Genomic DNA, 15,123 nt, shown 5'->3' with positions numbered 1-15,123 from the left:
ATGTTTTTAAAAGTATTTCGACAAAATCTCTCAAATACCTTCAAAGTGAAACTCAGACTCAATGGATAACGGATCTTTTCTATAAAGAGAGTTTGTCACACCCAATTTTAGGAGTTCAGACACAAACTTTAATTGCAATCCTTTAATGGGTGCTGGGTTTTGCTGCAGAAGGGCGTGCCACTCATTAAAACTGCGTTTATCTACATAGCTGACTCTTCTCCAATCACTCGTAAAATCTATGAATGCTTGGGGTGCAACAATGCATGGTTTAATAGACAACTGTTTTTGATAAGGTTCTAAAGCTTCTCGTACGGTAGATTGCATACGTTCGAGCCGAATAAAAGGACTCAAGGCAGTTTCTTTCTCCTCATGTCGAACATTTTTCCAGAAACGTTTGTTTTCAGCTTCTTGCCAAATTCCTTCCCCATTCATCCAGACAATCAGCCATACCTCTGTTGGGCCAACTAAGATAATATTTAGTTCCACACCTGTATTTTTCACTCGAATAACAGGTTCATAGAACAAAAAGTAGTTATCAGGAATTCCTTGAATGAGTAACTTTAGTGTCTCATCGTGTAGATACTTTTTATCCCAATTTGAGATTTCTTTCACAGTCGATGTTGCCCAATTCATCTGATGATGAAATAATTTTTCGCGGAATTCTTGATGCGTACGTTTGAGATGATCTGTTCCGTTTTGTGTTTGATATGCTTTCCATCGATTTTCTTTAATTCGCATAAATAATGATTGATAGTGATATAAATTGTTTTCGTATCTGGATACATAATCAAGTAATTTAACAAGCTGAGCCATTAGATCCCCTCTCTTTTCATCTCTCTATATCGAATAAGAGTGTAAAACATGGTATTTCGGCTGTTTCTCTATATGCGTTTCATAGAGAACAAATTGATCTGCATGAAATCGAATGTTTTCACCATATCGTTTCCACCATTTCTGAGAGTCCACCAAATGATGAGCTGACTCCATATGTTTCCGTGCAAGCGTAATATGCGGTGCATAAGGTCTTTTATCAATTTGAAAACCTACCTCCTCACATACATAAGCCACTTGTTTTTGCAGAGTATATAAAAAGGGTTCATCTTCAACACCTGCCCAGAAAATTCTTGGGTGCTGTTCGTTTCCAAAAAAACCAAATTGATTTACTTGAAGAGAAAAAACGTTTTCTGATTTATTCATTATTTTTTCGTTGAGTAACTCATGAAGTTTTTCAATCTTCTCTGATGACGCAACACCTAAAAAAGCTAAAGTGATGTGAAAATCTTCAGGGTGTACCCACGTTTTAAAATGATGTTCGTTCTTTAAATGGCTACAAATTTTTGCAAGCTTTGTTTTCGTCTCATCAGGAAGCTTGACTGCCAAAAAATAATGTCTTTGCATATTCCTCACACACCTTTATTTATTTTATCAAAGAATACATAAATTCATCTGCTTTTTTCACACGTGACTTATTTGTTATAATTGATTCAGCAAGAAAAAGGAGTGCAGTTTATGAGAGTTGTTACAAATATCGCAGATTTAATCGGTGACACACCTATCGTAAAGTTAAACCGCCTCCCTCATCAAGAGGGAGCCGATGTATATGTGAAACTGGAATATTACAATCCTAGTCGAAGCCTGAAAGACCGAGCTGCCTATAATATGATTATTGACGCAGAACAAAAAGGTCTCTTAAAAGAAGGTTCTACCATTATCGAACCTACATCAGGGAATACCGGGATCGGACTTGCTATGAATGCGGCCGCTAGAGGTTATTCTTCCATAATTGTGATGCCTGATACGATGACAGAAGAAAGAATAAATCTTTTAAAGGCATATGGCGCAAAAGTTGTACTAACTCCTGGTGATGAAAAGATGCCTGGAGCGATTAAGAAGGCACGAGAGCTTGCCGAAGAAATTCCTAACAGCTATATGCCGATGCAATTCGAGAACCCTTCAAACCCTGATGCTCATAGAGGAAGTACAGCGATTGAGATTAAAGAAGCCATTGAAGAGTTGAACAAACCCTTCACCGCTTTTATCGCACCTGCTGGTACCGGAGGGACGATTACAGGAACGGGTGAACAGCTTAAAACGTTTTTTCCGAATTTAACTGTACATGTGGTAGAACCTAAAGGGTCTCCTGTTCTTTCTGGAGGTAAACCTGGGAAACATAAGCTTGTAGGAACGAGTCCTGGTTTCATACCACCCATCTTAAATCAAAGTGTTTATGATGAGATTGTTCAAGTAAACGATGAAGACGCGTATACGATCACGAGACGTCTTGCATCAGAAGAAGGTATCTTGGTCGGTCCATCATCAGGAGCTGCTGTTTATGCGGCTTTAAAAATTGCGGAGAAGCGCAAAAAAGGTGAAGTTGTTATCTGTATAACGTGTGATTCAGGTGAACGTTATTTATCGAGTGATCTGTTTCAATTTGAATAAAGACAAAGCATCCCAAAATCGGGATGCTTTGTCTTTATATAGAATTAAACAGAAATCAACGACTGCCAAAAGCAAATGTTCACTTTTGAATTTTACAGAGATCGTTGAATCAGTATTCGGCCTTGCCCTTCCATCTTTGTAAGGATCAAGACCATGAGCAGCCCCATAAATGATAAAACTCCAAAAAATAAATACGTGTAAAAGATGGTATATTTATCAAAGATCACACCGCCTACGAACGTACAAAACCAAGAACCTAAACCATTCCCCACAGCCGTGTATAAGGAAACAGCTGTTGCTCGTACTTCAATGGGTGTATAAGTTCGTACATAATCCATAGCTGCTGGAATGAACAGACCAACTGAAAATCCTTGTACTACGGTTGTCATCAGTACGATTTGATACGATGGTTCAAAGAAATAAAACGTCCAACGAACAGCAGATACAGACGCAGCAAAGACCATAATATGCATCATTCCCCACCTTTTTATAGTGAGTCCTGCAAACTTCATAAATGGTGCTTCACTTCCCGCTGCGATCAAAAAGGCTAGTCCAACACCGGCTAAAGTTCCGCCTGTTTCTTGAATGTAAAATCCAAAATAAAAATTATTAGCAAAAATAGGACCAAACACCAAGAAAGTAGCAGAAAGGAAAACTAAATATGAAGGCATCCTAACTAATTGTCCAATACCCTTCCTAAGATCTGTTCGGAGCGATTGATTATCTTTTGGCATTTTGATTACAAATAAGATACAAAGAAGAAGAACAGAAGTAAACATATAGAAGATCACTTGAGTCCCTATAGAATCCGCAAGCCTTCCTGCTATAAATACGGCTATAGCAAATCCAATTGCTCCAAAAAGCCTGTAATTTCCATATTGCTTGTTCTCTTTTTGTACGTAATTTAAAAGAATACTGTCTGAAACTGGAACTAAGGCACTCTGCATGAACGAAAAAGCGATAAGTATTCCGATTAACCAAATATAAGATTCAAACAGATAGATGCTAAACCCTAAGCACGCTGTTAGAAGTAAAGAAAGTACTAAAACGGCCCTTGGACGTCTTGAATAATCTGTAACGACACCCCATAGAGGTTGAGCAAAAATCATTACGACTGGGCTGATGGACATTAAGGTTCCAATTTCTGTCCCGCTGAGACCTACTGAGTCTTTAAAATAAACACCTAATAACGGAAATAAACTCCCTAGACCAAAAAAACTTAACAGGTAAAAGCCTTTTAGACTGATAGAGGTTTGATCGAACGAATTATTCATGATGTACCCTCTCTTATTTGCTATTTAGCTAGTTCGTATATGGCTTGTGCATAAATAGCAGAAGCAAGAAGTAAATCTTCTACAAACATGTGCTCATCCTTTTGGTGAGCCACATCTTCTCTTCCTGGGAACAGTGCACCGAAAGCAACTCCCGTTTCCAACGAACGTGCATAAGTTCCTCCACCAATAGCCATCAATTCACCTTTTTTGCCTGTTTGATCTTCGAATACTTTTTGAAGCGTTTTGATCAATGGGTGATTTTCTTCTACATAATTTGGTGGATTGTTTTCGATGATTCTCATCGTCCAATCACCTGTCTTGGTTCTAGTTGATAATGTATGTTCGATTTTCTTGCTATCATGTGTAACCGGATAGCGTATGTTTAATCCTACTTTTCCGCCTTCTGTCCCGCTATACGACAGAACTCCAGCATTAACCGTTAGCTTACCGCTCGCCTCATCTTCTGCAGCGATATTTAATTTATCACCTGTATACTCGTCCGTCAGCTCGTCTAACAACTGGAGAAACGATTCGGCCTTTCCAGTGAAAGATAGAGTGTTCAAATATGCACCTAGTATAAGTCCCGCATTTTCACCCATTTCAGGTGTACTTCCGTGTGCCGATTTCCCTTTAACTTTTAGGGTTAAAGCATCACCTTCAATTTGAGCACCGTACTCTATATCAGATTTCTCTCCGAATGCTTCAAAAGATCGCAGTACTTCCTTTAAACCGGTTCCTTGGATTTTGGCTTCAGCATAATCTGGAACCATGTTTAAACGCTGACCTGACGTAAAGGAAACTAATTGAAGGCTATTTGCTTGTTCCTCTTGATCGTTCTCGAGACGAAACTCTACATCGAAGATTCCTTTTTCCGCAGAGATAATAGGAAAATCTGCATCAGGAGCAAATCCGATCGACGGCATCTCTTCTTTCGTAAAATAATGTCTTACACATTGCCAGTTGCTCTCTTCATCACAACCAATAATCATACGGACCCTTTTCGATAACGGAAGATTTAATTCTTGAATGATCTTCATTCCATAAAAAGCTGCCATTGTAGGTCCTTTATCATCGATCGCACCTCGTGCGAAGATCTTTCCATCCTTCACTTCAGCTCCAAAAGGGTCTACAGACCAGCCATCACCAGGAGGGACCACATCAACATGGCAGAGAACACCTACGATATCTTCTCCATTTCCGATCTCAATGTGTCCTGCATATCCGTCTACATTTTTGACGATCATTCCACTGTCTTTTCCTAGATCCAACATATACGTTAAAGCATTTTCTATCTCGGGGCCAAAGGGAGCTCCCTCTTTTGCATTCTCTTCATCAAGTAGACTAGGAATACGCAATAACCCTTTTGTATCCTCCATTAGCTGTTTCTTTCTCTTTTCAACTTGTTCTTTCCAATTAATTTGATTCAATTTCTAACATCCTTTCAAAAAAACTTATTCTTTACTTGTCATATTACTTACGATTTTAGGATAGAGTCGTATACATCCTTGCTGCAGATAATATAGAGACGTGCATCATCCCGGATCGGTTCGTTCAATTTCTTATTTATCGAAAGATCGTTGCCATCCGCAATTAGTGTAGCACCTTGTTTCAACAAACTGTCAAAAGCGTCTTTGTATGTTATCCATTCCGCTCGTTTACGAACTTCAAATAAATTTTCACCTTCTTTATGAGAAAGAAGTTGTGTGTATATCTCTGTAATTCCTTTAGAAAAGGCGGACCTCACAGCCATACGTGAAACGGTTTCATGACTTAAGACAAACTCATCTACTTTAGCATGCCTAAAGTTTTTAATATGCTCCTCTTTTTTAATCTCAACCGTACTATGTATGTGAGGAGTTAATCGTTCAACCGAGGTTACGATCAACAGAGTCTTTCCATCAGCAAGGGCTGAATCATGAATCGAATCATCCGAAAACACTAGTACAGATTTTGCCTCCTTTAAATTTGCCTGTACGAGCGTATCTTCTATCGATGGATCTCCTTGAATATAATGAACATTCTGATGCGTAATCGGTGTTACTGACAGATTATCAATGAGGACGACTTCTAAGTTGGGATGTGTTTCTATAATTTCACTAACCGCATATTTTGCTTTCTCAGACCATCCTATAATTACGAAATGATTTCTTCCTTTAAAAGTCAATCTTCCTTCCTCCTTTCGTTTACGATGAGCACCTAATGCTTCTACCAGTTTTCCAATAGCCAGACCAGCAATACCGATACCGATCAAAAAGATAAAGATCGCATAAATTCTTCCTGCTGTGGATACCGGATAATAATCCCCATAACCGACCGTGGTAACGGTAGTCATTACATACCATAGGGCGTCAAACCAGTTAGGGAATGTTTTTGGCTCTAAAAGATGCATAACGACTGACGAAAAAATAACGATAAAAAAGGTAAAAGAAAAAATTCCAAACTTATTTATAACGATAAGTCTATTCATCAGCTTTTGTAAAATATACACCTCATCGCTCCTTACATAAATTTTTATTAACCTTATTATTGTACCTTATTCCCATTAAAATGGTTAGATGGTTTCGCGTTTTCAAGAATAATGGGATATTGACAAATAAATAATTTAGTGTATAATGATGCCAAATAGGAGGTGTAGTGTTGGTTAACTGACAGTTTTCCTCTATATCTTTATATTCAGGATCATATGTTCGTTATGAGGTTTTGCTGCCTAGCCGCACAGACATCTTTTTGAACGTTACTACATCTAATGGCTGACGCAGCGGAGAACCAATACGGATTCTTCGCTTTTTTTTATAAAAAGGATGGGTCTTAAGAATTAAAAAGAATGTAATACAACGTTCATATTTCATTAACTTTAGACTGGTATCATATAGTGTGTTAACAACTATCTAAATACAAGGAGTGGTTTTTTGAGTCCTTCAACTGACAGAATGTTGAATCGTGTGAAAGCCCTGTATTTGTTTATTCGCAAGAAAGGTACTGTAACAACACGAGAACTAGTTGAAGAATTTGGAACTACGCAGCGTACCATCCAGAGAGATCTTAACGTCCTCTCTTATAACAATTTAGTAACAAGTCCTGCCCGTGGTATGTGGGAAACAACAGGCAAAAAAGTAAAAGTATCTTAAAAAAGATATAATGAATTTTCGGATAAGCATATTGCATGAAATAATCCCCGCTAAGTAATTAGCGGGGACTTTTTTTGTTATTAACAATTATTCTTAAAGTTCGTCCTTGTTGTCTCTTAAGAGCAGATCCGGAGTTCTTTCAATGTTCCATTCACGATTTTCCCAATTCGGTGTTCCTGAAACAGGCATATACTTATCATCCTGACCGAATAAGTTCTTCCAAAATCCTTCTGCAAGAGAAAAGCCAATAACTTGCTGACGATCTGTATCAATGATCAAATCTTTTATCTTACCGATTTTTTCACCATCTTGATCGATGACAGTCCAATCTTTTATGGACATATAAGAATAACACTCTTTTGGTTCATCTCTTTGTAATTCATTTCCAGAGAACACGAGTTTATCTTCATCAAACTCTTTCACTTGATGCCAAGGAATAAAAAAGGTCTCTTTTCCATAGTTCTGATGAGCAGCAAGGTTAGAGTTTCCTGTAAACGGAGTATGTTGTGTACCGATGCCTGAAGTGGCAGCAACAACTGTTTCCATATGCTTATCTGAGGGAATCTCTTCACGCTGATTGATTCCGTTGTCAACGGTGTACGTAAAATAACATAAACGGTGATCGTACATATTAAATAGAATGTCGTCGATTTTATGCTTTGTTTCTTCAGTCGATATCGTATGATTTTGAGCTTTTGCACCCATTAACTTCTCTGCAGATAATTTCATTGGTATACAACTCCTTTTTATTGGAAGATACCCCTTATAAATTATTCAAAAACATCCTCTTTTAAAGAAAGTAAGGATAGTTCTTCTTCAGCAAGCTCTCGATACATTCCTAACTCAAGCGATTCATCAAGCTTCAGTTGTCCCATCTGAATTCGTTTTAAGAAAATAACCTTTCTGTCGATAGCCTCAAACATCCTTTTCACTTGATGAAATTTCCCTTCAGTGATGGTTAGCTCGATCTCTGATTCTTTGTCATCATTGGTCAGAATTTTTAAAAAGGCAGGCTTTGTTTTATACCCATCATCTAAGATGACACCTTCTTTAAAATCTTCGAATGCATCCTCTGGAATCGAACCATTTATTTTGGCGTAATACGTCTTAGGTACATGTTTTTTTGGTGATAACAAAGAGTGTGATAACTGGCCATCATTAGTTAAAATCAAGAGACCCTCTGTATCAATGTCTAACCTTCCAACAGGGAAAGGTTCGAAATTCTGATCTTCCATATAAAGTAGATCAATCACCGTTTCATGTCTAGAATCTTCAGTCGCTGAGATTACTCCTTGAGGCTTGTTCATCATCAGATAGATAAACTCTTTATAAACAGCTTCTTCTCCATGAACCATCACGTTGTCATGCTCAGGATCCGCTTGAGTCTTTGCATCTTTTACAACCTCACCGTTCAATGTAACGGCACCTGATTTTAGTAACTGTTTTACTTCTTTTCTGCTTCCATAGCCTGTATTCGATAACCATTTATCTATTCTCATAAGAAACCTCCTGAATGAATGATCTTTTTTTCCTATATTATTGTAAAAAATTGATTGATTTTTGAAGAAACGGGGTAATTTAGTACTATAGGAGGAATTGGAATGAAAAGGAAAATAGGTCTTCTAGCAACTGCTCGAAAAAAAGCTTCTACCCCCTCTGCAGCTCTAGATTTATACATAAGTCCCTTATTCGTTAAGTCTGTTCAATACGCACAAAACCATTATGATGATTTTTATTTTTTTAGTGCTAAAGAAGGACTCGTAACGAAAGACCAATACATTGAACCGTATAATGTTTCTATCAAAAATTTTACGACATCTGAAAAACGGGAATGGGCTCATCACGTGATACAAGACTTAGAACAATACGTCAAGCCTTCTCAATGTAAGATTTATATTCATGGCGGCTGGGTATACCGAGAATTCTTACAGCCCGCGCTTGAAAGAGCAGGATTTCAATTTGAAGTTCCCCTCGAAGGATACAACATAGGTAATCAACTTAAATGGTATGATGAACAAAATCATGTGAAAAAATGAATACCGCAGAAAAAGAAGGCTACTTATTAGCCTTCTTTTTTTCTTTACTTATTTTCTGCGTTTCAAAAAAGGAATGCGATCACCTAGTATGATATTTAATAATCCTGATCGATGACTTAAGAACACATACACTGCTCCCCCAGTGAGAATTCCTACTGTTAATTTAATGATTGTATCAAGTCTTGTTTCTGGCTCACCTAAGAGCGCGGATACGATCATAACGGTAACAGCCATCGCTGCGCAAAACAACGTGATCAGAACGGTTCTTCGATATACCCATTTAAATGAGAAGCCGCTGTATTTTTTAATGATATACAGATTGAACAAGATCGAAAGTGTATATCCGATGTCTGTAGCAACGACAGAGCCTGTCCCACCGAACAGCAATAACAACGGCTTGTTTAAAATCAATTTTGCTAAAAACCCAGCTGATAGACTGATAAACGCATACCGTTGCTGGTTAAGTCCTTGCAGAATTGCTGCTGTAACTGTAAACATGGCAAACCATAACGCGGTCGGCGCGTACCATTGAAGATAATAACCACCCGTCTCCATCGATGATAACCCAAAGAGTGCACCATATGCAGGGTATGCAAGAACTGTTAGCCCGATCGCTGCTGGTGCAGTTAAGAACAGTACCATCTGAAACGTCTGGGTGATCTGCTTATGAAGGATTTCATCATCGTTTTGCGTGAAAGACTTTGTTATCACAGGTATTAAGGTCAGTGCAAGAGCAGTTGCTAATGATACTGGAATCATTACAAGCTTATGCGCGATCTGCGTGATGATTGCGAATACAGATTCCGCTTCTTTCAGCGTATAATCCATTTTCTTTAGCGTATTAACAATCGTAAACTGGTCCACCATCTGATAGAGCGGAATAGCTAGACCAACAGCTACAAACGGAATCGCATACTTGATCGTTTCCTTATAAATATCTGTTAATGAAATATCTGCAACAGGTTTACTTTCTTTATACATCTTGTCCAGATGGGGTTTTCTTTTGATCCAATACCAGATGAGAACGGCTAAGCCTGCAACTGCTCCTAGCGTAGCTGCAAATGTAGAAAGCGCAACCGCTGTCGTTATCTCACCGTTCATTAAATTGATGACCACATAACTTCCAACAAGAATAAACACAATTCGAACGATCTGTTCAATGACTTGTGATACCGCTGTTGGCCCCATAGATTGAAAGCCTTGGAAATATCCACGAATCAAACTCATGGAAGGTACTACGATTAGGGCCGTACTTACCATTCGAATAACTAATGTAATGTCTTCGATGCTGTTGCCTTGTCCACCTTTTTCGTCAATAATCTGATGAGCAAGTATAGGTGCTAGCATATACAAGATGACAAAAGCTAGCGTTCCTGTCAGCGTCATGACGAGAAGACCAGATTTCAGCAATTTCCTTCCTGCCGCATAATCTCCTAATGCATTATATTTAGAAACAAATTTAGAAACAGCAAGCGGAACTCCCATTGTGGAAATACTAAGTAATATGGTATATGGAATATAAGCATAGCCGTATAGAGCCATACCTTGTTCTTCTACTAGATTGGTAAATGGAATGACAAAGATCAATCCGATGAATTTTGAAAAAAACGTCGCAGCGGATAGAATCAATGTTCCACGAAGTAATCGAGACAACTATTTTCAGCTCCTACTAATCATCCTAAAAAACATTATTGATATTGTATCACATTAAAAGCGGATGTAACCTACTTTAACTTTTTGCAAAAAAGTAAGGATTATGAAACTTATAGTCTTTTTGTTTAAGCTATGCTATTGTATGAAATGACTTTTATTGAACGTATTAGAAAGTTGGGATTGTATGACTTATGATTGTATAGTAATAGGCGGTGGACCTTCTGGCCTCATGGCGAGTGTCGGTGCTGCTACGAATGGTGCACGTGTACTATTAATCGATAAAGGAGAAAAACTAGGTCGTAAACTTGCTATTTCAGGTGGCGGACGTTGCAACGTCACAAACCGTCTGCCAGTTGAAGAAATTATCAAGCATATTCCGGGTAACGGACGTTTTTTATACAGCGCCTTTTCTGTTTTTAATAACGAAGATATCATTCAATTCTTCGAAGGGCTAGGCATTGAACTAAAAGAAGAAGACCATGGACGCATGTTCCCTGTTACCAATAAGGCGACTGATGTTGTTGCTGCCCTTCTACAAAAAATAAATCAACTTGGTGTTACGATCCGAACGAACACTCCCGTAAAGACGATACATTATGGCGAAGATATTCATGAGATCATCCTGCATAACGGAGAAGTAATCCAAACAAAATCGATTGTAATTGCCGTAGGCGGCAAATCTGTTCCACATACAGGTTCAACAGGAGATGGTTATGCATGGGCAAAAAAGGCGGGGCACACGATCACAGAGCTCTATCCGACTGAGGTTCCCATCACTTCTAATGAACCATTCATCAAACATAAAACGTTGCAAGGTATATCATTAAGAAACGTTGCACTCTCTGTATGGAATCCAAAAGGTAAATTGATCAAAGCCCATCAGATGGATATGATTTTTACTCATTTTGGAGTATCCGGACCTGCAGCTTTAAGATGCAGCCAATATGTAGTCAAAGCGTTGAAAAAGTTTGATGTACCATCGATCGAGATGAGAATTGATTCTTTTCCAGATGAGAATGAAGACACGTTACTTGCTTCCCTTCAGAAAAGGATCGATTCTGAACCTAAGAAAGCACTTAAAAATGTACTCAAAGGAATACTTCCAGAAAAGTTCCTTCATTTTTTAATCGAACGTGCAGAGATTGATGGTGAGACGATTGCTGATCAAGTTTCCAAACAAGCACTTCGTCAGCTTGTTTTACAAATGAAGAGTTTCTCTTTTTCTGTAAATGGTACATTATCGATCGAAAAAGCTTTTGTTACTGGAGGCGGAGTTTCAGTTAAAGAGATCGCACCTCAAACGATGGCATCTAAGAAACAAGAAGGTTTATTCTTTTGTGGGGAAATCTTAGATCTTCACGGATATACAGGTGGTTATAATATAACTGTTGCCTTTGTAACAGGTAATATTGCTGGAACGAATGCAGCATACCATGCATTGGGCTAATCCTATAAAACTAGAAGAGTGGCAACCACTAAGTGGTTGCCACTCTTCTTTATTTTTGCGAACCAATTTTCTTATAGATAATCAACGCTGAAAAAGAAAACATCGTATCGTCCTCAGAGTGTACATTATCACATACAGCAATCTGATATTTAATATCCACAACATTTTCAGGAGGAATGATGCTCAGAAACTCATTTATTGCGATCTCTAAATCCTCTTCATGATCTTCATCGAAGATTTTTACTTGTATCATTAAAAAGCATCCCCTTTCAGCCAATCGTTTTGATAATCTTTCGGCCTTTGGAGATGCTTATCCTTTGTTAAGTTTTGACTAGTTTTGTCTTACAGATTTTCAAGAGCAGTTTGAATAGGCACTTCTCCTTCAATCAGTTCAAAAACTTTATGGCTTACGTTTTCATTCCCTAAACATGCCGCAAGTGTTCTTGCCACATCTGCTCGAGGTATAGATCCGCGCTCGTTCAGTTTTTCTTTCGCTTGAATCATGCCCATTCCATCCTCATCCGTCAGCGCACCCGGACGCAAGATCGTATAATTTAATGTGCTGTTTATCAGTTCTTGATCAGCTTTTCCTTTTGCCACTAAATAATGCTGAAGTCCTTCTGGTCCTTTTTCAGGAGTGTCTGCACCAACCGAACTTACAAGAATGAATTGTTTCACCTTATGTTTTTGTGCTAATTGTATAGACTTTACCGCTCCTTCATAATCTACAGCATCTGTTTTCTCTGGTCCTGTATGACCACCAGAACCTGCTGTAAAGATGACAGCTTCAATCCCTTCATAAACATGGTCGAAATCTTCTTCTAAATCACCTAAAACGGCGGTAATATTCTCATGCTGAAAATGATCTTTCTGTTCTTCCTTTCGAACCATTGCTTTAATAGAGTGTTCTTGATCGGCTAGTATATTACATGTCATTTTACCAATATTACCGTTTGCTCCAATTACTAATACATTCACTACATATCCACTCCTTCTATTTGTCTACTTAAGTAGTGTTTCACGAAATGAAGAATATAAAACATTTGATTGTGTAATAGAAGCATGTATTTTGGTTTATAGGTAAGGAGGTTTCGACCATCTTCAAGAAAAAATGATTTGATCTAAAATAAAAAAAAGCTTAAAACACCGTTCACTCGTGGCGTTTTAAGCTCTTTTCAATTCATCACAACATTCTTATGCAACTGTTTTTCAAGTTCATCAGCATGAAGTGGTTTGTACAGATGATAACCTTGACCGTATATACAACCTTGTTCTACTAAGAAATCAATCTGCATACGGCTTTCGATACCTTCTGCAATGACGTGAAAATCAAGATTGTGTCCCATATCAATGATCGTTTTTACAATCGCTCCTGCTTTTTGATCTATTAAAATGTCATCGATGAACATCTTATCAATCTTTAATGTATCAACAGGTAATTGTCTCAAATACGTTAAAGAGGAGTAACCCGTACCAAAGTCATCCACTGAAATGCGAATTCCTTTTGCTCTTAAAGCATTCAAAATCGGAAGAGCTTCTTCCATGTTTTGCATCGTCGTGCTTTCTGTAATCTCCAACTCTAATGAGGTAGGTGGAAATTCAGTCTCAGAAAGTATACTCTCTACTCTTCCGATAAAAGATTCTTCTAATAGCTGTCTAACTGATATATTTACAGAGATCAAGAGATCATTGAAGCCATTGTTATGCCAACTTAACCCTTGCATACAAGCTTCTCTTAACACCCATTCTCCGATTGGGAGAATCATCCCCGTTTCTTCAGCGATCGGAATAAACTCAGCCGGAGAAATCATTCCTTCATCTTCTTTATTCCAACGTAATAACGCTTCAACACCTACAATTTTCTTAATACCGATATGAACTAAAGGCTGATAAACAAGAAAGAACTCGTTGTTCGTTAATGCTTTTCTTAAACCGTGTTCGATGTTTAACCTTCTTTCCATCCTGCCATCACGTTGTTCTGCGAAAAATTGATAAGTGTTTCGCCCTTTTTCTTTTGCCTGATACAGAGCGGAGTCAGCACGTTTCAATAGGGTTTCGCTGTCTGTACCATTCTCAGGATAGATACTAATACCGATGCTTGGTGTTGTAAATACTTCTTGCCCACTCAATTTAAACGGTTTTGTAAAAGCTTGAATAATTTGCTCTGCTTTCTGTTTGATCTCACTGATATCTTTAAAATTAAGCAAAATCAGAAATTCATCCCCGCTCCTTCTAAAGACTGTTCCGTAATAACCTAACGTAACCTTTAAGAGTTCTGCTACTTTCTGAAGCAGCAGATCACCAAAACTATGTCCTAGCGTATCATTCAGAACGTTAAACCGATCGAGATCGACATACATTAAGGCTAGATTTCGATGTTGAAGCTTTGATTCTAGTATTTGTTTTTCAATCGCTTGCATAAAGCCATTACGATTTGGCAGGCCAGTTAATTCATCATAATAAGCCATATGCTCAATCGTTATCTCAGCTCTTTTTCTTTCCGTAATATCAATAAGGATGGAGTTAAAATCAACTAATTCGTTGTTGGCATCTAAAAAAGGAATTCCTCGATCTTGTATCCATCGTATTTCACCGTTCGGCTTCATGATGCGATATTCGCTTGTAGTGATCAATCCGTTTTGTATCGAAATGCCTCGGTTCATGATGATCTCATCATCGTCTGGATGAATCACCTTCTTCCATAATTCTGAGTCGTCATAAAAAGCTTGCAGAGGATAACCATATAATTTTTCAATACCCGATGTTATCAAAAGTTTATTCGTTTTAAGGTTGTGCGACCAGATCGCAACATCGATACTATCAAATATGTTTTGAAGCTTTACGCGGTTTGCTTCTAATTCAGCAAACGTTTCTTTATGATTTAAGATCTCCTGCTCTAAATTTACCGCATAACTATCTTTTACGATCAGCATTTTATATGTCAGAATTGCAAAAAGAACAACAATTCCAAGATCTATCCCATACATCAAAAAGCTCTGATTGTACATTAAACCAATTGTACTTACAGTATGTAAGGTAAACAAAACGGCTAGGATATAGGTCCATTTTTTAGTTTTTGCGTGTTTTAATGGCATTTGTAAGCCTCCAAGGCTAATAAGTATACCCTTTCTATCGGCTAGTTC

The 15,123-nt window shown here is 38.0% G+C and carries 15 protein-coding genes; 4 read left to right on the top strand and 11 right to left on the bottom strand.

The genetic code is table 11. The features are described from left to right. Positions 1–30 precede the first annotated feature (30 nt). Together ACOZ9X_RS03465 and thpR are read right to left on the bottom strand one after the other, a co-directional pair. Positions 31–813 (bottom strand): hypothetical protein, encoded by a 783-nt coding sequence (locus ACOZ9X_RS03465; RefSeq protein ID WP_423417037.1) that lies wholly within the window; start codon positions 811–813, stop codon positions 31–33. 24 nt (positions 814–837) lie between these two features. Then, positions 838–1,398 (bottom strand): RNA 2',3'-cyclic phosphodiesterase, encoded by a 561-nt coding sequence (thpR, locus tag ACOZ9X_RS03460; protein WP_423417036.1) that lies wholly within the window; start codon positions 1,396–1,398, stop codon positions 838–840. Positions 1,399–1,509: 111 nt separating this feature from the next. On the opposite strand from thpR, the gene cysK reads away from it, so the two are divergent. Further along, positions 1,510–2,442 carry a cysteine synthase A gene (gene cysK, locus ACOZ9X_RS03455; protein ID WP_423417035.1) on the top strand — a complete coding sequence of 311 codons (933 nt, stop codon included), beginning with the start codon at positions 1,510–1,512 and terminating at the stop codon, positions 2,440–2,442. Between the two features lie 92 nt (positions 2,443–2,534). On the opposite strand, the gene ACOZ9X_RS03450 is transcribed toward cysK, so the two are convergent. The 3 genes from ACOZ9X_RS03450 to ACOZ9X_RS03440 are packed head-to-tail and all read right to left on the bottom strand — an operon-like array spanning position 2,535 to position 6,225. Then, positions 2,535–3,716: an MFS transporter gene (locus ACOZ9X_RS03450; RefSeq protein ID WP_423417034.1), complete on the bottom strand. Its 1,182-nt coding sequence runs from the start codon at positions 3,714–3,716 to the stop codon at positions 2,535–2,537. Positions 3,717–3,736: 20 nt separating this feature from the next. Next, positions 3,737–5,143: a dipeptidase PepV gene (gene pepV / locus ACOZ9X_RS03445; RefSeq protein ID WP_423417033.1), complete on the bottom strand. Its 1,407-nt coding sequence runs from the start codon at positions 5,141–5,143 to the stop codon at positions 3,737–3,739. Between the two features lie 47 nt (positions 5,144–5,190). Then, positions 5,191–6,225, bottom strand: coding sequence for an ion channel (locus ACOZ9X_RS03440; RefSeq protein ID WP_423418215.1), 1,035 nt, complete (start codon positions 6,223–6,225; stop codon positions 5,191–5,193). Positions 6,226–6,625: 400 nt separating this feature from the next. On the opposite strand from ACOZ9X_RS03440, the gene ACOZ9X_RS03435 reads away from it, so the two are divergent. Next, positions 6,626–6,844 (top strand): DeoR family transcriptional regulator, encoded by a 219-nt coding sequence (locus ACOZ9X_RS03435; RefSeq protein ID WP_066243921.1) that lies wholly within the window; start codon positions 6,626–6,628, stop codon positions 6,842–6,844. A gap of 93 nt (positions 6,845–6,937) precedes the next feature. Here the strand turns inward: ACOZ9X_RS03435 and ACOZ9X_RS03430 are convergent, their stop codons facing one another. Continuing rightward, positions 6,938–7,573, bottom strand: a complete 636-nt coding sequence (locus ACOZ9X_RS03430; RefSeq protein WP_423417032.1) for a PRC-barrel domain-containing protein — start codon at positions 7,571–7,573, stop codon at positions 6,938–6,940. Between the two features lie 41 nt (positions 7,574–7,614). After that, positions 7,615–8,343, bottom strand: coding sequence for a pseudouridine synthase (locus tag ACOZ9X_RS03425; protein WP_423417031.1), 729 nt, complete (start codon positions 8,341–8,343; stop codon positions 7,615–7,617). A 102-nt stretch (positions 8,344–8,445) separates the two neighbouring features. Between ACOZ9X_RS03425 and ACOZ9X_RS03420 the strand changes: the two genes are divergently transcribed. Then, entirely contained in the window at positions 8,446–8,880 is a 435-nt protein-coding gene (locus tag ACOZ9X_RS03420) for a DUF6884 domain-containing protein (protein ID WP_423417030.1), read from the top strand. 48 nt (positions 8,881–8,928) lie between these two features. Here ACOZ9X_RS03420 and ACOZ9X_RS03415 read toward each other — a convergent pair whose 3' ends face one another. Beyond that, a complete protein-coding gene (locus ACOZ9X_RS03415) occupies positions 8,929–10,533 on the bottom strand; it encodes a putative polysaccharide biosynthesis protein (protein ID WP_423417029.1) in 1,605 nt (534 codons plus the stop codon). A gap of 184 nt (positions 10,534–10,717) precedes the next feature. Between ACOZ9X_RS03415 and ACOZ9X_RS03410 the strand changes: the two genes are divergently transcribed. Further along, entirely contained in the window at positions 10,718–11,980 is a 1,263-nt protein-coding gene (locus tag ACOZ9X_RS03410) for an NAD(P)/FAD-dependent oxidoreductase (protein WP_423418214.1), read from the top strand. Positions 11,981–12,029: 49 nt separating this feature from the next. Here the strand turns inward: ACOZ9X_RS03410 and ACOZ9X_RS03405 are convergent, their stop codons facing one another. The 3 genes from ACOZ9X_RS03405 to ACOZ9X_RS03395 all read right to left on the bottom strand — a co-directional run bounded on the left by ACOZ9X_RS03405 (position 12,030) and on the right by ACOZ9X_RS03395 (position 15,075). Next, entirely contained in the window at positions 12,030–12,233 is a 204-nt protein-coding gene (locus ACOZ9X_RS03405; RefSeq protein ID WP_423417028.1) for a sporulation protein Cse60, read from the bottom strand. Positions 12,234–12,322: 89 nt separating this feature from the next. Continuing rightward, a complete protein-coding gene (locus ACOZ9X_RS03400; protein ID WP_423417027.1) occupies positions 12,323–12,958 on the bottom strand; it encodes an SDR family oxidoreductase in 636 nt (211 codons plus the stop codon). 197 nt (positions 12,959–13,155) lie between these two features. Continuing rightward, positions 13,156–15,075, bottom strand: coding sequence for a bifunctional diguanylate cyclase/phosphodiesterase (locus ACOZ9X_RS03395; protein WP_423417026.1), 1,920 nt, complete (start codon positions 15,073–15,075; stop codon positions 13,156–13,158). Between the last annotated feature and the right edge of the window lie 48 nt (positions 15,076–15,123).

Origin of the sequence: Fictibacillus nanhaiensis, from assembly GCF_049537595.1 — a bacterium.
GTDB classification, from domain to species: domain Bacteria; phylum Bacillota; class Bacilli; order Bacillales; family Fictibacillaceae; genus Fictibacillus; species Fictibacillus nanhaiensis_F.
This window is presented reverse-complemented; position numbering and strand designations above follow the sequence as displayed.